Origin of the sequence: Echinicola soli (assembly GCF_006575665.1) — a bacterium.
Classification (GTDB): Bacteria; Bacteroidota; Bacteroidia; order Cytophagales; family Cyclobacteriaceae; genus Echinicola; species Echinicola soli.
In genome coordinates, this window is record NZ_CP041253.1 from 3,246,803 (window position 1) to 3,268,188 (window position 21,386).

Below are 21,386 nucleotides of genomic sequence, written 5' to 3' on the forward strand. Positions count from 1 at the left end.
AAATCCATTAAATACGGACTTGATGGGCGAAAAGAAGGATTTCTTTCACTTTTTTGAAGGATAAGTAATAGCCAGTCCGTCCATGGGCTTTCTACCTTTGGAATGTAAACTCAGTTCCTCAGCGGAATGGTTTTTTCACTTGTGGCAAAATAAGCCCAATAATATCTAACCTTAATAACAAAAAAAATGCGTAAAAAAAGACTTTTAGGAGTTGTTGCTATGTTTTGGCTGGTAATGACCGCCAGTGCCCAGCAATGGACTCCCAAGCAAGCTCCTCTAATGACCAAATTTGCAAAGGATGTGGATCCTGAAAATGTCCTTCCCGAGTACCCTCGTCCGCAAATGGTACGAAAGAATTGGAAAAACCTCAATGGCCTCTGGCAGTTTCAACCGGGCACTTGGGAAAATGAACCTTATCCCAAAGGGGAGCTTTCCAGGAATATTTTAGTGCCTTTTGCCGTTGAATCGGCATTGTCAGGGGTACAAGAAACCCATGAGCGGATATGGTACCGACGCGAATTTACGGTTCCAGCAGACTGGCAAGGTAAACGGATCCTGCTCCACTTTGGCGCGGTGGATTATGAAGCCACCGTGTTTATCAATGATCGTCCTGTAGGAAAGCACCAGGGTGGATATGATCCGTTTACCTTTGATATTACAGATCATCTTACCAAGGGTACGCAGACTATCACTGTGAAAGTTTGGGACCCTACTACCCGGGAAGGGTTCCCCAGGGGAAAGCAAGCACTCAATAATGAAGGGATCATGTACACTTCTGTGACGGGAATTTGGCAAACGGTATGGTTGGAGCCTGTGCCGGAAAAGCGAATAGTGGATTTTGAGATGGTGCCGGATATCGACCGTTCTGAGCTTAACCTGTCCGTGGAAACAGACGGGGGAAGATTCCTCTCCTACACTGCAGAAATCAAGGATGGGGACAAGGTAGTGGCCACAGTGGACAGCAAACCCATGAAACCAACCGCCATAGCTATTAAAAATCAAAAGCTCTGGTCACCAGACTCACCTTTCCTTTATGATATGACCATCACACTCAGGGACGGAGATCATGTAGTCGATGTGGTGGACACTTACTTCGGTATGCGAAAAATATCAGTAGAAAAAGAAGGCGAGTTCCAACGACTTTACTTGAATAATGAATTTGTGTTTCAGATGGGCCCCTTGGATCAAGGTTTCTGGCCTGATGGTTTATATACCGCCCCTACTGATGAGGCCTTGCGTTATGACCTGGAAAAGACCAAAGAGCTTGGCTTTAACATGACACGTAAGCATATCAAAGTGGAGCCGCAACGCTGGTATTACTGGGCAGACAAGCTGGGACTGATGGTTTGGCAGGATATGCCTTCACCCAATAGCTACACTTTTGCTACGCCTGAGCCGAACAAGGAGGCTTTTACAAGGGAATTAATGCGGATGGTAGAAACACACAAGAATTCCCCAAGTATCGTGATGTGGGTGATTTTTAATGAATCCCAAGCACAGCATGACACGGAGCGCTATGCGGCGTTGGTAAAAGGCCTGGATCCTTCCAGGGTGGTCAATGAAGCCAGTGGAGGAACCAATCACGGTGCAGCGGATGTGGCCGATGTCCATAGCTATCCACCACCAGCCTATGCCCAAAGTCCTTACCAAGCTACTGTTTGTGGTGAGTATGGAGGTATTGGTTATCAGCTGGATGACCATATCTGGAATCCCGATGACCTGATGCAATATGTCACGATTGACAATGAGGAAGAATACGTGGCCATGTATGATGATTTTGCAGATATGCTGGTGCAATTCAAGACCAATCAGGGCATGAGTGCAGCCGTCTATACCGAGATCACTGACGTGGAAATTGAGCTGAACGGCATTATGACCTATGATCGTGTCATGAAGGTGGATCCTAAAAAGATCGCCCGTATCAATCAAAAGATCATAGAAGAAAAAAGCCATATCTATCCACTTGTCTTGACCGCTAAGGAGCAAGACATCGATTGGCAGTATACCTTTTCCAAGCCCAAGGACGGTTGGGAGAAAATGGATTTTGAGGCTACTGGCTGGAAGATAGGCCAAGGTGGTTTTGGATCCAAAGGCACTCCAGGAGCAATCAATGGAACCACCTGGCAAAGTGAAGATATTTGGTTGAGAAGGAGCTTTGAATTAGGCAATATCGGTAAAATCAACTTGGATGACATTCGACTGAGAATTCACCACGATGACGAATGTGTCGTGTATATCAATGGGGTCAAAGCCGCAGAATTGGAGAAGTGGACTTCTAGCTACACCACTACCACCATTTCTGATGAAGCTAAAAATGCCTTGGTGGCCAATGGAACCAATGTAATCGCAATTCACTGTAAGCAGGATATAGGCGGTCAATACATCGATGCTGGCCTATCCATTGCTACGGGAGATAAGGCACTTTCTGCCAAAACATTGGAAAGCGTAATTAAATAGTGTAAGACCCGTTAGGATTATAAGTGAATCCAATAGAGGCTATTTTATAAGTCCCGTGACTACATGATACATGCAGTGACGGGACTTATAAAATAGCCTTTTTTGATGCGTTTTACTTTTCAGCAGTCTTGTTTTCTCCAAGTCACTCCTTCATTTATTCAATAGTAAAGGTGTATGTGCCTGAGCCAAGTGATACAACGGTAGTGTTTTTATTGGTCTCCACTATTTTGATGTCCTTTGCTTCACTTAGGGGAGTGCCATTTTCTTTAATGTTTTTTTCACTGTGTCCCGTAGGAAGATGGATTTCAGCGGAGGTGTTGACGGGAATGTTGACGGTGTAGGTGTATTGGCCTTGGAGAGCTTTTTGCCAATGGGAAACGATTGTTCCATAATATGTTTTTAGGCTGGCGTTTACTTCCGAAAGAAGTTTGTCGTTGTTTTGTTTGCTGATTTTTTCAGATTGGTATTCAAAGTACCAATGAGGCTTTAAGATCACCTTTTTATACCCCACTTCACCTGGTTTTTCAGAAGCATTGATTCCGGCCAATTCCCGGTACATCCAATCACCAATAGCCCCGTAAGCGTAATGGTTAAAGGAATTCATGCCAGGATTTTGGAAGGTTCCGTCAGGCTTTTGACCATCCCAGCGTTCCCAAATGGTGGTGGCTCCCTGTGTGACAGGATATAGCCAGGAAGGATAGGTCTGTTGCATAAGCAAGGTAAAAGCCAAGTCTTTATAGCCAAAACGTGAAAGGACATGACACAGGTAAGGAGTGCCCAAAAAGCCTGTAGTCAGGTGGTAGTCGTATTTGCGTACATTGTCTGCCAGGCGGTCAGCAGCCTGCTGCCTTAGCGACGCTGGTAGCATATCAAAATGCAATGCCAACACATAAGCGGTCTGGGATCCGGAAACCAAGCGTCCGTTTGGAGTCATATACTCTTTTACAAACGCTGCTTTGATGTCACCGAGTAATTGGCTGTATTGCTGTTGGTCATCAGGTTTTCCTAAAACTTCGGCGGCATTGATCAGTAACTGTGTGGAGTGGGCAAAGAAGCACTGCGCAATCAGGTATTTGTCGGTGATGGCCGACCTGCCATCGGTATCATCATCAGGCCGGTAAAAGAGCCAGTCACCAAAGTGAAAACCGGTATTCCAAAGGTTGTTTTTACTTTCGGCATTCATGAAATCCACCCAGGCTTTCATGCTTTCATATTGTTGCTCCAGGATTTTGGTGTCTCCATATAGCAAGTACATGTCCCAAGGGATGATGGTGGCAACATCTGCCCATCCAGCGGATCCAGCAGCGCTTTCCCCCAATACATTGGGGATCACATGGGGCACTGCACCATTGTCCAGCTGGTCAGCAGCGACGTCCTTCATCCATTTGGCGAAAAAGTTATTGACATTCATGTTATACGCTGCGGTGCGGAAAAATACCTGTGCATCTCCAGTCCAGCCCAATCGCTCATCGCGCTGGGGACAGTCGGTGGGAATATCCAGGAAATTGCCTTTTTGCCCCCACTGGATATTGTGTTGGAGCTGGTTTAGCAAAGTGTCCGATGTGGAGAATTCCCCAGTTTGGTGCATGTCTGAGTATAGTACAACGGCTTTAAAGTCATCCATTGAATACGCTGTGGCATTGCCACCAATACGTGCGTACCGAAATCCCTGCCAGGTGAATTGTGGTTCAAAATGATCTCGGTTTCCCGATAGAATGTATTTGTTTCGCTGCTTTGCCGCTCGGAGGTTAGTGGTGTAGAAGTTCCCTTCCCTGTCCAAAACTTCCGCATGCTCCAAAATTAGGCTGTCCCCCCTGTTTCCTGAGATGTCAACAGTCACAAAGCCCACCAGATTTTGACCAAAATCCAGTACTTTATCACCTTCAGGTGTGGTGATGATCTTAATCGGCTGGATAACTTCCTGTTTTTTTACAGGTTCGTTATCTGTGGCGACCAGATGATCATAGCCAAAATCACGGATTTCCACGCCATCCCAGTTGCTGTCATCGTAATTAGGTTTTAGCCAATCTGAGCTTTGTTTCCTGCCATCCACTGTTTCTCCATGGTAGATTTCTGAACTCAGGATAGCACTTTCCTTTGATTTCCAGTTTTCGTCCGTTCCTATGATTTCGATGGTGCCATCTTCAAATTCAACGACCACCTGTAGCAACAAAGCCAGTTCATTTCCAAAAAAATCATTGCGGGATTGCCATACCAGGTTGCCACGAAACCAGCCGCTTCCCAATGTGGCACCTAAGGTGTTTTCACCTTCTTGTAGCTGCTCAGAAATGTCGTATACTTGGTATTGCAGCCGTTTTTGATAGCTGGTCCATCCCGGCGTAAGATAATCATTACCGATCTTGGAACCATTTAGAAAGGCATGATAAAGGCCTTGGGAAGTGATGATTGCAGTAGCACTCTTGACGGGTTTCGAAAGGGAAAAAGTATGGCGCATATTGGCCGCTGGACGAGAAGATGGCTCTTCGTAGCCTACGGGGATCCATTGGGCTTTCCACGCATCATCTTCCAGTATCCCATTTTGCCAGAAAGCTGGTTGACTCCATGGTGATACTGTGCCATTTTCATCCCAAACACGGACCCTCCAGTGATATTTTCCCAAAGTTCTAAGGGCAGGACCTTGGTAGGGAATATGGATGGATTCTTGAGAGGTGATTTTTCCACTTTCCCAAAAGAGCTTCACGCCGGAAAATTCCTTGGTTTTGCTCACTTGGATTTCATACGCAGATTGGGATTGGTTCCTCCCTTCTCCGGCCAGGGTCCAGGTTAACCTTGGGTGAAGGTCTTCGATCCCAACAGGATTAGACCTGTTTTCACACCATAAATTGGCTACTGTGAGCTGGGCAAGTGACATAGAGGGCATGAAGAAAACAAGAAAAATCAAGAAAGGGCAAAGAAACATGGTTTTCAGCATTTCGGGTCGTTTTAGGTTTGTATGGCGAATGTATGTGAAAAATACCAAATTTAGTTTTGATATTCAATGTGGGGCGTAAACAAAAAGCCGCCTTCCTTTCAGTATTGTTTTTGAAGGAAGGCGGCTCGATGGGGTATTTTGCTTATTGCGATCGCTATTGATTAGGGTAATACCTCTTCTTTTTCAGCAGTTTCATCTTTCTGGAAGAGTTCTCCGTTTTTAAGCTTTTTGAGATAACTGTTCATGTCATTGCGGACTTCTCCGCTCATGATATAAAGGCCGATGATATTAGGAAAGGACATGGACAGGATCATCATATCCGAAAAGTCCAGCACAGCACCAAGGCTGATGGAAGCCCCGATCACTACGAAAATCACAAATACCAATTTATAGGCCAACTCTGATCTTTTGCTTTTTCCGAACAGATAAGTCCAGGAGCGCAGTCCATAATAAGACCAAGATACCATGGATGAAAAGGCAAACAGTAAAACGGCAATGGCCAATAAGTAAGGGAACCAAGAGATCACGCTGGCAAAAGCCTCGGAAGTCAATTCGACGCCTCCCATGCCTTGGGCTTCATGTTTTCCTGTAAAGATGATGACCAATGCAGTCAAGGTACATACCACAATGGTGTCCACAAAGGGCTCAAGAAGGCCCACAAATCCTTCGGATGGGGGATGGTTGGTCTTCACGGCACTGTGGGCAATGGCCGCCGAGCCGGTACCTGCTTCATTGGAAAATACCCCTCGCTGGAATCCTACCACCAGCACACCGATGAATCCACCTTTCATGGCAGTGGCATTAAATGCACCATCCCAGATGGCCGTGAAAGCCTGGCCGATATTGCCAATGTTTACAAAAATCACGACCAATGCCCCGAAAATATACAGTCCCGCCATGAATGGAACGATTTTTTCGGTCACTTTGGCGATACTTTCGATACCTCCGATGATCACCACTCCTACTAAAATAGCGAGAATGACACCAACCCAAAAACCAAATCCTTCCAATACAGGGAATTGTGTGGCAAGAATCTTATAAGATTGGTTGGCTTGGAACATATTTCCACCTCCAAACGAGAAGGCTACGCAGAAAATCGCAAAAACTGCAGCAAGCACCTTGCCTAAGTTCTTCATATTTCTTCTTTCCAGTCCATACTTCAGGTAGTTCATGGGACCGCCAAAGATCTTCCCGTCCTTTGCAATATGCCGGTATTTCAGTCCTAGCGTACATTCGGTAAACTTCGAAGACATGCCCAAAAATCCTGCAAGTATGATCCAGAAGGTAGCACCCGGTCCGCCAAGTGAAATGGCGATGGCTACTCCAGCGATATTTCCTAAACCTACCGTGGCGGAGGTGGCTGTGGCAAAGGCCTGAAAGTGGGAAATCTTACCTGGCGCATCGTCTTCATCAAATTTCCCTCTGGCCAACCCCAGGGCATGTTTGAAGCCCCGGATGTTGATAAAGCCCATTTTAAAGGTGAAAAATGTAGCTCCTACCACTAACCAAATCACGATAAAGGGAATCGGATGGGTTTGTGGGGCACCATTGGGGTGGGTGAGGACTACTGGTTCGTCATATTTGATTTGCCCAAAGACATGGGCGTTTGTCTCGATAAGGTCTTCTGGATTTTGGGCATCGTAAATGACCGTTCCTTCTTCCACGGAATGCTTGATGGTGCCGTTTTCCGGTGCTATCACTGCAATGGTCCCATCGTTTTGCGATTGGACGGTAGCGAGCGTGTCCCCCTTGTTGACATGTTGCTTGTCTTCTGTTTTCCATTCCTGAAGGGTGAATTTGTCCTTTACACCTGCCTTCCAACCGGGGATTTCGACATTTTTGCTTTCATTATGGACCACAGGATCATAGATGCCTATGGCAGCAAAGGGATCCCAGAAGAGAAAGTCCGTAAGTCCTTCCACTAGCGGGGTAAAAGCCCCGTTAAAAGTCTCTGTGACTGATTGGGATTTTACTTTGGCTTTGGCAGTGGCGGTCTTTCCATTACTGTCTTCCACTGTAAGTGTATAGCTAATACCCTCGATCAATCCAACGGCTTTGTTGGCATCCATGGGGGTGGAAGGATTGCTCCATCTATAAGTATAGGGAGGAGTGCCGCCTTTTACCTCAGCTTCGATGTAGCCGTCATTGATTAACGTTGTGGGGTTTCCCGGTTTGGTAATGATTTCCAAATCCTGGGCTTGGAGATTGATTAAATTAAAGGTAAGAATGATGGTAAATAAATATTTACACATGGATATAAACATGTTTAATGGTTTAAAATCGCAATAGTGTTGTCTTATTGCTTATTAACATTCCTAAACTGCTGTTGTTTTTAAAGGGCTAATCTCAAATGTGGTAAAGAAAAACTGGTTCGGTTCCAAGAATGATTACTTCGACAATTTATCCTTCGGATTGATGTAAACCTGCTTATGGTGAAAGCAGGTGGAAGAATGACCTATGCCTTCATTAAAAGGCAGAGGACTAAAGGCTTAGAAAATAGTAGAATTATGAATTTCCGAATGGAAATTTAGAATGTAATTCATGGATACTGCTTTCTTTTTATGTTGCCAATGTGTCGATAAGAGAACAGGCACATTAGTCAATGATAAGTAACTTTACGCACACTTTCGTGACAAAGGTAGTCAATATTAATGAAAATACGACGATAAGTAGTCCTAAATCACACCTGGTTAAACTGGTTTTTAGGTTAAATTATTCTGTAGAGCCAAATTTTATACCGTTTTATGCCTTTTTGATATAGTCATTCCGATTAATTCGTTGTCAGGTGCTGCCACGGGTAAATTGTCATAGTGATGTCTTATGAATAATAGTTCCTTAAAAATAAGGGCAGGAATCGCATCAATATAGATTTCCCTACTTTCTTTTCATGGAAACTATCCTTAAGAATCGGAATGACGTTATGTTATGCGAATTGCGGTGAAAATGGTATCATATCAGGCTAATAGTGTGGAATAAAGATGGTGTTAAATTATGTAAGTTTGAAGCAGTGTTTGAAACACCAGTTAAAAATTCCTAACCCATGTTCAAAAACATATCCATTCTCATCATTATAATCAGCACTTTCTCAGGAAGTTTATCGATCAATGCCCAGACCATTTGGGACCATATGGAAAAACAACCCCAAACGTTGGGGGTTGAAAATGGTATGGAAAGCTATGAAACAGATGAATTTAAGCTAAGGCTGATCAAGGACTCCCAGACCTTGGCCAGTCTCATCGCAAAGCAGGATTCCACGTTTGATTTTACTCCTTTTGAGCATTTAGAGAAAAGGGGAGGGGATAATTTTTATCAGCTGGGCGATCTTAATATTAGACTTAGAAAATCAGGCCAGCAGGATTGGCGGAAATATGCCAGTGCTGCGAAGAGAAAGCCGATTGAAGGATTGAAAGGCACAGGAGAGGTGCTGGCAGCGGCGGATATGTCCGCTACTTTTCCCGAAGATATGCCATTGGAGGTTTATAGGTTTTGGGACAGCAAGGACGGGGCCCTAGTGCTGCGATTTACCCTTACCAATACATCACCTGATGAAGTGGAAGTGGGGGGATTGGGCATACCGATGATCTTTGATAATATCCTGCACCATAAGAGCCTGGAAGAAGCCCACCACCAGAAGGTTTTTTTTGACCCGTATATTGGGATGGATGCAGGTTATCTGCAAGTGAATAGACTGGATGGAAATGGACCGGTGCTTTTGGTGACACCATATGGTGAGACCCCATTCGAGGCATATAATCCGCTATTGGACGATCCTACACCAAAGAGCGTGACATTTGAGGGATTTCATGAGTGGCAGGTTTATACAAAGGCATTGGCAGAAGAAGATTGGCAAGGGGTAAAACCCTGGAACAAGGCGGGTTCCAAAATACTGAAGCCAGGGGAATCGATGGATGTAGGACTGAAGTTTGTATTGACCGATGAGGTCAGGACAATAGAGGAAAAGCTCATTGAGGAGCAGCGTCCTGTGGCGGTGGGGATCCCGGGATATGTTTTGCCGATGGATGTGGAAGGAAAGCTTTTCCTGAAGTATACCAAAGAAATAGCCTCCATTGACGTATTTCCTGAAGGTGCGCTGTCACTGGAAAAGCACTTGGCCAAGGATGATAGTTGGGATGCCTTTATGGTAAAAGGTGAAAAGTGGGGCAGGGCAAGACTTACCGTAGAATACAAGGATGGCACTGTCCAGACCGTCCAATACAAAGTGATCAAAACTGAATCAGATGTACTGGACGATATGGGGAGTTTTTTGACCCATCAGCAATGGTATGATGATGAGGATGATTTATTTGGCAGGAGTCCTTCGGTTATTTCTTATGATTACGAAGACAAGAAAAAGGTCCTGCAGGACAGTAGGGCGTGGATAGCAGGGTTGAGTGACGAAGGTGGCGCAGGTTCATGGCTGGCGGCGATGATGAAACAGCTTGTAACGCCCAATCCGCAAGAAATTGCCCAATTGGAGGAATTCGTTCATCAGACGCTTTGGGGTGATATCCAGTATGCTTCCGGAGATCGAAAATACGGTGTAAGAAAGAGTCTGTTTTATTATGAGCCTGATAGCATGCCTGCAGGGACTTATCGAGATGACATCAATTATGATTCTTGGGCGGCTTGGAGCAAGAAAGATGCTTACACCACAGGAAGGTCATATAACTATCCCCATGTGACAGCAGCCTACTGGGTGATGTACCGTTTGGCAAAGGAATACGAAGGATTGGTGGATGAAGAAAAATGGGATTGGTATTTGGATCAGGCCTATGAAACCGCACTGGCCATGGTGGAGCAGGCACCACACTATGCCCAATTCGGTCAGATGGAAGGCAGTGTGTTCGTTTACCTGCTCAAAGATCTCCAAGTGGAAGGTTGGACAGCAAAAGCTGCTATGCTTGAGCAGGTGATGAGAAAACGGGCAGATATCTGGGAGTCCCTGGCCTATCCATTTGGAAGTGAGATGCCTTGGGATTCTACTGGGCAGGAAGAAGTGTACATGTGGTCAGATTATTTTGGTTTTGATAATAAAGCCAAGGTTACCTTAAATGCTATTTTGGCGTATATGCCAACAGTGCCTCACTGGGGATACAATGGTTCCGCCCGAAGGTATTGGGATTTTCTTTATGGCGGAAAAATCAGTCGTGTTGAGCGTCAATTGCACCATTATGGCTCAGCCCTAAATGCGATCCCCGTACTCAAAGCCTATCGTGATAACCCAGAAGATCTCTACCTGCTTCGTGTAGGCCATGCCGGCATGATGGGGGCGTTGTCCAATATCACCAAAGACGGATTTGGCCCTGCCGCCTTCCATTCTTTTCCCAATACACTAAAGATTGATCCTCTTTCGGGAGATTATGGTAGCGGGTTTTATGGCTATGCAGTGAATACGAGTGCTTATCTTTACGAAGATGAACGGTTTGGATGGCTTGGATTTGGGGGGAATGTGGAGGAAGACGGTAAAGTGGTCACGCTGAACCTCACCACGGGCGCAAGAAATGCAGTATTCATCGCTCCTGTAAAGGCTTGGATTACCACTAGGGCTGGGGAAATTACCAGTGTCAGCTATGATCAGGAAACCAAAGCGATCACTGTCGGCTTTACCGGTAACCAATTTACCCCAGTGGCAAAAATCAATGTAGAAGCGGCAGGATACCAGCTGGAGAATGAGCATTTACCGGCAGATGGTAGAATCACATTGCCTTTGGAAGGACAGTCGACAAGGCAGCTCGAGCTAGTAGTGGAATAAGACTGGATTATTAGGGGTTTATTTATTTGTTAAAAGGGGGAGAAGCTGTTTCTCTCCTTTTTTGTTCTTTAACTCGGAATCTAATGCCGTTTAGTTAAGAGCATTGCCCTCTTTTTACAGGTAAGGATCACCTTTTCTATTTTACTTTGGCCGCGGAACGTTGACCATTTTGGTAGGTTCCATCTTTTTTTTAGATAGGCTATTGATTAAAAAGAAAGGTTCTCTATGATCTACTATGGTTAAGTTGAGCGGTAGCGTGCTAGGGAGATCGAAGAAACAGGCGGCGGCTGATTTCAGTACTCATGCTCCTGATGCAGTCGATAATCCCATATTCTTTCCTTGTAGGTGGTCAGGGATCAAGCCATATTTCTGTGGGCGGGGAAAGGTTTATATTCATTTGGTATGTCGCCACGAAGTCGCCAAGACACGAAGTGTTTTGTAGGCGGATTCCAGATTTCATGGTAAACAAACAGCTTTGGGTCTTAGAATCATTGTGGCAAAAAATGAAATCATATTAAGATAAAGGGATTCATGCTCCCAACTTTTCAGCTTGTCCCGTGGTCAGTACCTACGGCACTGTTAGGATCCTGTATTCACTTTTGGTTACCAAGCTAATGCTCCTAGCGGAGCATCACTGCTGACACTTCTGTCCGCTAAAGTAGTGAGATGGGTGTACCGGCAAATGCTGCCAGGCATTAAAGCTTAGTAAAATCAAGCTGTCTCTGGGGTTCTTTGTGCCGTAGGCCTGTCTCGCTCAGGGCGTGTACAAAACCGTTTCCCTGATCTATCCGAAAAAGAGGGACAGGTCCAAAGATAATTTACACACAGTAAATCATATAGAGCCCAGGTTATTCATTAGTAATCGTTTTTTCAGGGAAAATTAATTTTTTTGAACTTTTTTTCATTGCGCATGAGTATTTGCCTCTGTTTGAGGGTATATCTGTTTGTAACGCCAAACAAATGGATAGAGAAAAACAACTTAAAGCATTTTATAATAGGACATTGCCCCAAGAGGAAGTTGAGGAATTTTTGGAATGGTATTACTCCAAGAAAGGGGAGGCCTTTTTAGCAGGGAGATTAGAAGCCCACTGGGAAGAAGGCATTTCAGACAGGGATAAAGGAGAAGCTTTTGACAAAGAAGCGAATTTCAGACAGATTTTGGAGAAACGGGGAAATCGTACTTTACCCTTTAAAAGAGAGGCCAAAAAGACCTCAGGCCAGCCAGGATTGGGATTTAAAATTGCCGCTGGATTGGTGATATTTTTATCATTGAGCCTCTTGGGGTATGAGTATTTCCGGGGAAATGGAGGAGGAAAGCTGAAGCAGGAAGCCGTGGTCATGGAAATCAAATCCAACCCGGCTGGGCAAAAGTCAAAAATCAAGCTGCCCGATGGTACTATCGTGTACCTCAATTCAGAAAGTTCACTGGAATATCCCGCGGATTTTGCGACTAACCGTCAATTAAAATTACGTGGTGAGGCATTTTTCGAAGTTTTCCCAGATAAGGAACACCCATTTTCAGTAGAAAGCAGAGGAATAAGGACGACAGCACTGGGGACAGCCTTTAACATTAAGGCATATGGAGATATGGCTGAGACCGAAGTGGCGCTTGCTCATGGGAAAGTGCTTGTAGAAGCAGCTAGTGATGATCATCTGGAACTGAAGCCCGGTGAAGCCGCGGTGAGCAATGAGCATAATGGCGCTTTTAAAAAGAAAAATGTAAACATCGAAGAGATTCTCTACTGGAAAGAGGGCATTCTTCATTTTGATGGAGTTTCATTCGATGAAGTAGTAAACACACTGGAACGGTGGTACAATGTCTCCATTTACATAAATGGGAAGTATGACGGTAAATTCCAGTGTTCTGGAACTTTTGATAAGAACGAATACCTGGATAATGTCCTGGATATCCTGGGACATTCAATAGGGTTTGACTTCCAGATAAACAAGAAAAAAGTAACCCTAACCTTTCACCCCAACTAACCTTGCCTATGGAAATAAAAAGTAGACAAAAAAAGTCCGGGAATGTATGGCAATACACGCCCGGACAAGCATCAATCTCATCGTGAATCCGGCAGCTTATGGACTGGAACTCCTGCTGCCCAAAAACCTATGTTCAATTGATATACCCAAAATATGAAACAAAATTTAACCCAGAAAATTATTATGGTCTCAAAATATGCAGGCTACTGCTTTATTTTCCTGACCTTGACCATGAGCGCTGTTCTGGCTGAAAACTCCTCTGCCCAGGTAAAGGGCATTGATGAAGTGTATATACAGCTTTCCAGTGGTCAAAAAGCCTTAGAACAGGCCTTGGATGAGATCGAGAAAACCACGGCCTTTCATTTCTTTTATACTGACAGGAACCTCGATAAGACACAGCTGGTCAATGTTTCCAATAAAAAGGCAACAGTAGCAGAACATCTAAAGGATATGGCGCTGAGCCTTAACCTGGAATTCAGACAGGTCAACAATAGCATCAGCGTCAAGAAGATTAAGGACAAAGGTGTGGTACTGCCCAGTCCAGCCATCGAGATATTTAAGGAAGTTACCGGTGTCGTCACCGACGAAGAAGGAGAACCCCTTCCGGGAGCATCTGTATTGATAGAAGGAGAACCAAACAGGGGTACTGTTACCGACATAGATGGGACCTACTCCATTGATGTGGCAGAAGGTACCACGTTGATCTTTAGCTATATCGGTTTTGAATCCCATAAGGTGGAAGTCGGTGCACAGTCTAAAATCGATGTGGTGCTTTTGGTCAATGCGGAATCATTGGAAGAGGTAGTGGTTGTAGGCTTTGGCGAGCAGAAAAAGATATCACTGACCGGTGCAGTGTCGACTGTGAATGTGGACGACATGAAATCCAACCCTACTTCGAGTTTGTCAAATGCCCTTGCTGGAAATGTCCCTGGAGTTATGGGCATGATGCAGTCGGGCCAACCCGGGAAGAACATCTCTGAATTTTGGATCCGTGGGATTTCCACTTTCGGTGGGGGAACTAGTCCCCTGGTGTTGGTGGATAATATTGAGCGTGATTTAAACGAACTTAATATTGAAGATATCCAATCGATTACGGTACTGAAGGATGCGGCTGAAACGGCCATGTATGGCTCTAGAGGTGCCAATGGTGTGATACTGATCACCACCAAAAGGGGCACTGCGGGCAAAATAGATGTGAATTTCAAGGATGAATTCATTTACAATACACGGACTATTACACCTGAGTTTGAAGATGGGGTAACCTATGCTAGGCTTTTAAACGAATCGCGGATTACCCGAAATGAAGGGCCGATTTACCAACCTGAGGAATTGGAGATTTTGAGGTTGGGATTGGATCCGGATCTATACCCGAATGTAGACTGGAAAAACCTACTGTTGAGAGATGGTGCGATGACCTACCGTGCCAATATAAACATGAGTGGAGGAGGGCCTACTTCGCGGTATTATGCCTCGGGCAGTTATATTAACGAAGGCGGTATGTATGAAATCGATGAATCACTCAAGAACGATTACAATACCAATGCAGATTATAAGCGCTGGAATTACCGTTTAAATGCTGATTTTAACCTTACTGAAACCACCGAGGTGAAAATTGGCGTTGCCGGTTCACTCAGTAAACGAAACAGCCCAGGATTAGGTGATGTTGATTTTTGGGGCTCCCTATTTGGTTATTCTCCCATCCGCACGCCGGTTCTCTATTCCAATGGCTATGTACCATCCATCGGAACAGGCAATCAGACCAATCCTTGGGTAATGGCCACACAAACCGGTTTTAACGAGAACTGGGTCAATAAGGTACAGACCAATATTACGGTGGAGCAGGATTTGGGTTTTCTCACAGAGGGCCTTCGTGTAAGGGGGATCGTGGGCTATGATATCCTAAACACCAATAACATCCAACGTCGAAAATGGCCAGAACAATGGCAAGCTGCCCGTGCACGTGATGTGAACGGGGATTTGGTATTTACGCATATTTCCGATCCAAGTGAAATGCAGCAGTCCAGTAGTTCCACTGGAAATAGACTGGAATTCTATGACCTGATGATCAATTATAACCGTGATATAGGAGATCATCACGTAGGAGGTGCTGCGCGATTTACCCGTGATTCATATGTGCAAACAGTTAATCTTGGTGATGACATCAAAAATGGCATCGCCAGGAGAAATCAAGCCCTGGCTGGACGACTGATCTATAACTGGAAATACCGCTACTTTGTCAACTTTAACTTCGGTTATACCGGTTCAGAGAACTTTGCTCCCGGAGAGCAATATGGTTTTTTCCCTGCTGTCTCTTTTGCATGGAATGTTGCTGAAGAGGATTTTGTGAAGGATAATATTGGCTGGCTGAACTTGTTCAAAATCCGCTATTCCTATGGAAAAGCCGGTAATGACCAGTTAATGGGAGGAGAGCGATTCCCTTATTTATACACCATTTCACCAATTACTGATGACGATGGAGGTCCTGCTGGTGGCTATCAGTGGGCAGATTATGGTTCTGATAGGTATTTTGGAGGAATGAGGTATTCGCAAGTAGCCTCTCCCTATGTAACCTGGGAAGTGGCCACAAAGCAAAACCTGGGCTTTGATATCGAGACCAATCATATTACGGCAAACATTGATTTCTTTGATGAAAAGCGTACGGGGATTTACATGGCAAGAGAGTTTTTGCCTGACATGGTGGGATTGGAAAGCACGCCAAGGGCCAATGTGGGCATCGTAAAGTCCCGTGGCTTGGATGGACGTTTTAAATTCATACAGCAAATCGGCCAAGTCACGCTTACTGCTAGAAGTAATATCACCTATAGCAAAAACGAGATTGTCGAAAAAGACGAAGAGAACAACGTTTACCCTTATCAGAACGAGGAAGGCTTCCGTGTAGGCCAGTCCAAAGGCCTGGTGGCTTTGGGACTTTTTAAGGACTACGATGATATCCGCAACAGTCCTACCCAGACCTTTGGAACTTACCAACCTGGCGATATAAAGTATAAAGATGTCAACGGTGATGGGGTCATTAACGATGGCGATCGCGTGGCCATTGGCGCGACCAGAAGACCAAACTTGATTTATGGATTGGGAGCTTCCGCCAATTGGCGTGGATTCAGCCTTGGGGTGCACTTACAAGGAGCCGGTAAATCGACTTTTTCTACCTATGGAAAGACCATTCACGCATTTAGTGAAGGAGAGTGGGGACAGGTCATGAAAGGTGTGATGGGCGATAACCGCTGGATCTCTGCTGATATATCAGAAGATCCTTCCACCGAGGATCCCAATGCTTCATATCCACGCTTAAGCTACGGTGAAAACCCCAATAACTTCAGGGAATCTACCTTTTGGCTGCGAGATGGCCGCTATCTCCGGCTGAAGACGGTGGATATTGGCTATAGTCTACCAAGGAGCATCACCAGGCTGATAAGAGCAGACAATATCCGCTTGTATGTGATCGGAACGAATTTGTTTACCTGGTCGAAATTTAAACTTTGGGATCCTGAGTTGGCCACGCCAAGAGGAGAAGATTATCCTCCTGCTAAATCTATTACACTTGGAATTAGTGTTAATCTGTAAACTGTAAAGCGATGAATAAGAAAATAATATATACTGTTCTATTGCTTGTGTGCGGCACAGGCCTGATTTCTTCTTGTAATGATGATTACCTGGATTCTAGCCAATACTTCAAGGACCGTCTCACGGAAGAAAAGGTGTTTCAGAGTAAGGTCTATTCTGAAGAATGGCTGGCCAATGTCTTCGAGGAACTAAGGGGTATCAATGCCGATGTGGCAAGCAAGGGGATTACACCTCACAATTTTGCCGATGGTATGTACTATGGTGACAGGGACAGTGATTATGACCCATCCAAAAATGAACTTTCCTATAATATGTTCAAGATGGGGGAATATACCGAAAACGATAAGCAGGGCACTTGGACCCAATGTTACCGCGGCATCCGTAATGCATCTACTTTCATTCATAATATCTATATGAACACGGAGATGTCTGCCGAAGAAATCGAAGATTACAGGGGACAAGCGCGGTTTGCAAGGGCGTACCTGTACTGGATACTGCTGCGTAAATACGGCCCCATTCCCCTTTTGCCCGATGAGGGACTGGATTACACCAAAAGTTACGATGACCTGGCCGTTCCGAGAAGTACTTATGAGGAGTGTGCGGAGTTTATTAGCAATGAAATGCTGCTTTCTGCCCAAGAGATGGCGGCGCACGGGATGACGCGTGGCCAGGAGAGTTCTGCCCGCCCTGCCCCCGGTGCAGCACTTGCTACCCGTGCCAAAGCTTTACTCTATGCTGCCAGTCCACTGGCGAATGGAAATACCTCAAGTTATGCGGCACGATTAGTGGATGATCAGGGAAACCGGCTGCTTTCTTCCGACTATCAAGAAGAAAAATGGGCCAAGGCCGCTGCAGCTGCCAGGGACGTGATCGAACTTGGGATATATGAGCTATATACGGTGCCACTTCAGGAAACAGGAGACAATGCCACGGTAATACCACCGGATGATCACAATTTTTCTGATAAAGCATGGCCAGGTGGATGGGCGGATATTGATCCGGCCAAATCATATGCACAGGTGTTTGACGGCACCTTGCCACCTTCAGGAAATCCAGAGTTGATTTTTACCAGAGGCAATAACCAGGATGGGGAAAGTATCAGAGCGATGGTTGCCCATCAATTGCCGCGGTCCGCTACCGGCTGGAACACCCATGGACTTACCCAAAAAGTAATAGACGCTTACTATATGAACGATGGCACGGATGTGCCGGGGAAGGATATGGAAATCGGCCGGGGGGATGGTTCTGAGCGTGTAAGTGGCTACGTAAGTGAAGCCGATTATGAAGCGGGCAAATACCGGCCGCTCATGCCCGGTGTGTCGCTCCAGTATGCCCACCGCGAACCCCGGTTTTATGCATCAGTGGCTTTCAATGGCAGCTTCTGGTCTTTGCTGAATGAATCCCAGGAACGTAACCGTAACCAGCAGGTATTCTACTATCGCGATAATCCTAAAGGTAACGGCTTTAACTCTTCCAATGCGTACTGGCTACGAACAGGTTTTGGCGTAAAGAAATATGTCCACCCCAATGACACCTATGAAGGTGGCGATATTGATAATATTGTCTATAAACCTGAGCCGGCCATTCGCTATGCTGATATTCTGCTGATGTACGCCGAAGCACTGAACGAACTCGACGGTTCGCATACCATTCCATCCTGGGATGGGGGCAACTACACCATTACAAGAAATATCGCGGAGATACAAAGAGGTGTTCACCCTGTGCGCATCCGTGCTGGTGTGCCAGATTATCCCGCCACAGTGTACAGTGATAAGGAGGCATTAAGAAAAAGACTGAAGCGTGAGCGTTTCATTGAGCTTTTGGCAGAAGGCCAGCGGTATTTTGACCTGCGCCGGTGGATGGATGCTCCTGTAGAAGAATCATTGCCTATGTATGGTTGCAATGTCCTGATGAATGAAGAGGAACGTGACCTTTTTCATCAACCGGTAGCCGTATGGGCGCTTGAAACCACTTTTGCGGATAAGATGTGGTTTTGGCCGATTAGCCATACCGAGCTCAAAAGGAACAACCGCCTTACACAGAATCCAGGATGGACTTATAACGACTAAACAGACATCATCATGAATAAATCACTTATACCGGTTCTTCTGCTCTCACTGCTCATCATTTGCGGCTCATGTAATGATGAGTGGACTGAAGAACAATTTGAAAATTTTGTTTCATTTAAGGCACCCGTGACGAGCGAAGGGGTCTGCGATATCTATATTCGATATAAGGAGGATGAAAAAACGACATTCCAACAACCTTTGATCGTCAGTGGGTCCAGAACCAATGCGCTGGATAGATCAGTGCACGTCGCCGTAGATTCCGATACATTGGAGGTATTGAACTATGAGCATTTCCAAAACCGTGAAGATTTTTATTACCGGGAATTGGATAGTAAATATTACGATATTCCTTCGACTGTGGACATTAAAGCTGGTGAGAATACTTCCTTAATGGCCATCGATTTTTCATTAAAGGATATCGATATGGTGGATAAGTGGGTGCTACCTTTGACGATCAAAGATGATCCATCCTACAATTACGTAGCAAATCCACGGAAATACTATCGCAAAGCACTCTTACGTATCCATCCCTTTAATGATTATTCGGGCACCTACAGCGGTACAGCTTTGAAGACAACCATGGAAGGTTATGAAGACGAAACACCAATAGTAAAAGAGGATATTCGGGCCTATGTGGTCGATGAAAATACCGTTTTCTTCTACGCCGGGAATATAGATGAAGATCGGCAGGACCGTCGTAATTACAAAGTCTATGCGACCTTCCACAGTACGGGGGCAGTCACTTTCTATGCCGATAATCCAGACATGAAGTTTCAGGTAAACAAGAGTGCCAGTTATACCATTAACGAGCAGATGGATGAAATCCGGCCTTATCTCTTGCACCGGTATTTGACCATTAATAATATCGATTATCAATTTTCAGATTATACGATGGTGCCCAATGTGGATATCAATTATAAGGTTTCAGGTTCGTTGATTCTGGAGCGTCAATTAAATACCCAGATTCCTGATGAAGATCAGGCGATAGAATGGTGAAAAATACAGTAACGATACAACTGAAATGGGGAGATACCCCCAGAAAGTATGGTGAATTTAAAATTTTAAAACTATGCGTTTAAATAAAATAAGAAATAAAAGGGGACTGTGTACACTTTATTTGCTATTGGCGATAGTGTGTGGACTCTTTTACGGTTGTCAGATGGACAATCAGGAAGAAATGGAATCTTCGCCTTTCGATCCTTCCAAGCCCGTGGTGGTGTCTGGTTTTACACCCAGTTCGGGTGGGGCAGGACAGCGTCTTGTGATCTATGGACAGAACTTCGGCACAGATCCTGATATCGTGTCGGTATTTATCGGAGGAAAAGAGGCAAAAGTCATCAATGTGAAAGGAGAGTCACTTTACTGCCTGGTGCCCAAGCAGGCATTTGATGGAGACATTGAAGTACGTGTAGGAGGAGCTGACATACAGGTAATCGCTGATTCAGACAAGTATTTTGACTATCAGCGTAAGATGGTGGTATCCACCCTGGTCGGGTATAAAAATGACCGCGGGGATGAACCTTGGAAGGATGGAAAGTTCAAAGCTGAAGACCAAAATGATATGGCGAGTGGTTTTTGGGAACCTTCTTTCATGAAATTTGATCCGCTTAATCCAAAGCACCTTTGGGTTACATTTGACTTTAATAATGGCCTCTATCTGATTGATTTGGAAGATAGCACGGTAACCAAAAAACGCTCGGATTTTGATCGGCCCCGGAGTATTGATTTTACCAATGATGGCCAATACATGATCATCGCAGAAGACCGTGGTGGTGAAAATGACCGTGCGACTTACCGTTTGTCACGGGACAAAGATTGGCAGGATCGGGAAATACTGACCAGATACAGGCAATGTAACGGTGCATCAGTCCACCCGGTGAATGGGGAATTGTACTTCAACAGTTATGAGAAAGGGCAGTTTTTCCGCTTTGATTTGAATAAATATTTCAGCGAAGGACTTGAAGACAAGGATTATGAAACCTTGTTCGTGGTGCATGATCCCCAGTGGGAATATAAAGTCTTTATCCATCCATCCGGAAACTACGCCTACATTTTGGTCATCAACCAGCATTACATCCTCCGTGTGGATTATAATTGGGAAAAGGAACAGTTTAACCAACCCTACCTGGTATGCGGGCAGCTAAGAAGCCCCGGGTATCAAGATGGTGTGGGCGCTGATGTTCGTATGAGAAATCCTTACCAGGGGGTATTTGTAAAAAATGAGGAATACGCAGGAGAAGGTAAGCCTGATGAATATGACTTTTATTTTACTGACCAGTATAACCACGCCATTCGAAAGCTTACTCCACAAGGAAGTGTGACGACCTTTGCGGGCAGGGGGAGTTCGAGTATCAACCCCGACCCGTACGGCTATGTAGATGGTGACTTAAGGGAGGAAGCGCGCTTTGACAGGCCTTCCGGAATTGCCTATAGCGATGGGGCGTTTTACATTGGAGACCAGATGAATCACCGGATTCGTAAAATAGCCCTTGAGGAAATGGATTCAGATGATGCGGAACCAGAAGAAGAGGATAAAATAGAGGAATAACATCAATTAATATTAAGTAACTAATCCTACTAAAGCGACAGAATGAACAGCATAAAAAGAGTT

The 21,386-nt window shown here is 45.1% G+C and carries 9 protein-coding genes; 7 read left to right on the top strand and 2 right to left on the bottom strand.

Annotation, left to right across the window (positions count from 1 at the left end; translation table 11 throughout):
* Positions 1-186: 186 nt before the first annotated feature.
* The gene (locus tag FKX85_RS12915; protein WP_141615120.1) at positions 187-2,457 is read left to right on the top strand and encodes a glycoside hydrolase family 2 protein; all 2,271 of its coding nucleotides are present in this window, start codon (positions 187-189) and stop codon (positions 2,455-2,457) included.
* A 154-nt stretch (positions 2,458-2,611) separates the two neighbouring features.
* Here FKX85_RS12915 and FKX85_RS12920 read toward each other — a convergent pair whose 3' ends face one another.
* Together FKX85_RS12920 and FKX85_RS12925 are read right to left on the bottom strand one after the other, a co-directional pair.
* Positions 2,612-5,389 carry an alpha-L-rhamnosidase gene (locus FKX85_RS12920; protein WP_141615121.1) on the bottom strand — a complete coding sequence of 926 codons (2,778 nt, stop codon included), beginning with the start codon at positions 5,387-5,389 and terminating at the stop codon, positions 2,612-2,614.
* Between the two features lie 161 nt (positions 5,390-5,550).
* Complete coding sequence (locus FKX85_RS12925; RefSeq protein ID WP_141615122.1) at positions 5,551-7,641, bottom strand: amino acid carrier protein; 2,091 nt, start codon at positions 7,639-7,641, stop codon at positions 5,551-5,553.
* A 788-nt stretch (positions 7,642-8,429) separates the two neighbouring features.
* Here FKX85_RS12925 and FKX85_RS12930 point away from each other — a divergent pair.
* The 6 genes from FKX85_RS12930 to FKX85_RS12955 all read left to right on the top strand — a co-directional run bounded on the left by FKX85_RS12930 (position 8,430) and on the right by FKX85_RS12955 (position 21,323).
* On the top strand, positions 8,430-11,141 hold the full coding sequence (locus FKX85_RS12930) for a DUF5695 domain-containing protein (RefSeq protein ID WP_141615123.1): 2,712 nt from the start codon (positions 8,430-8,432) through the stop codon (positions 11,139-11,141).
* Positions 11,142-12,101: 960 nt separating this feature from the next.
* Positions 12,102-13,124: a FecR family protein gene (locus FKX85_RS12935; RefSeq protein WP_141615124.1), complete on the top strand. Its 1,023-nt coding sequence runs from the start codon at positions 12,102-12,104 to the stop codon at positions 13,122-13,124.
* A 153-nt stretch (positions 13,125-13,277) separates the two neighbouring features.
* The gene (locus FKX85_RS12940; protein WP_229239618.1) at positions 13,278-16,706 is read left to right on the top strand and encodes a SusC/RagA family TonB-linked outer membrane protein; all 3,429 of its coding nucleotides are present in this window, start codon (positions 13,278-13,280) and stop codon (positions 16,704-16,706) included.
* A gap of 11 nt (positions 16,707-16,717) precedes the next feature.
* Positions 16,718-18,775, top strand: a complete 2,058-nt coding sequence (locus tag FKX85_RS12945) for a RagB/SusD family nutrient uptake outer membrane protein (RefSeq protein ID WP_141615125.1) — start codon at positions 16,718-16,720, stop codon at positions 18,773-18,775.
* Positions 18,776-18,787: 12 nt separating this feature from the next.
* Complete coding sequence (locus tag FKX85_RS12950; protein ID WP_141615126.1) at positions 18,788-19,771, top strand: DUF4973 domain-containing protein; 984 nt, start codon at positions 18,788-18,790, stop codon at positions 19,769-19,771.
* Positions 19,772-19,844: 73 nt separating this feature from the next.
* A complete protein-coding gene (locus FKX85_RS12955; RefSeq protein WP_141615127.1) occupies positions 19,845-21,323 on the top strand; it encodes an IPT/TIG domain-containing protein in 1,479 nt (492 codons plus the stop codon).
* The last annotated feature ends 63 nt before the right edge of the window (positions 21,324-21,386 follow it).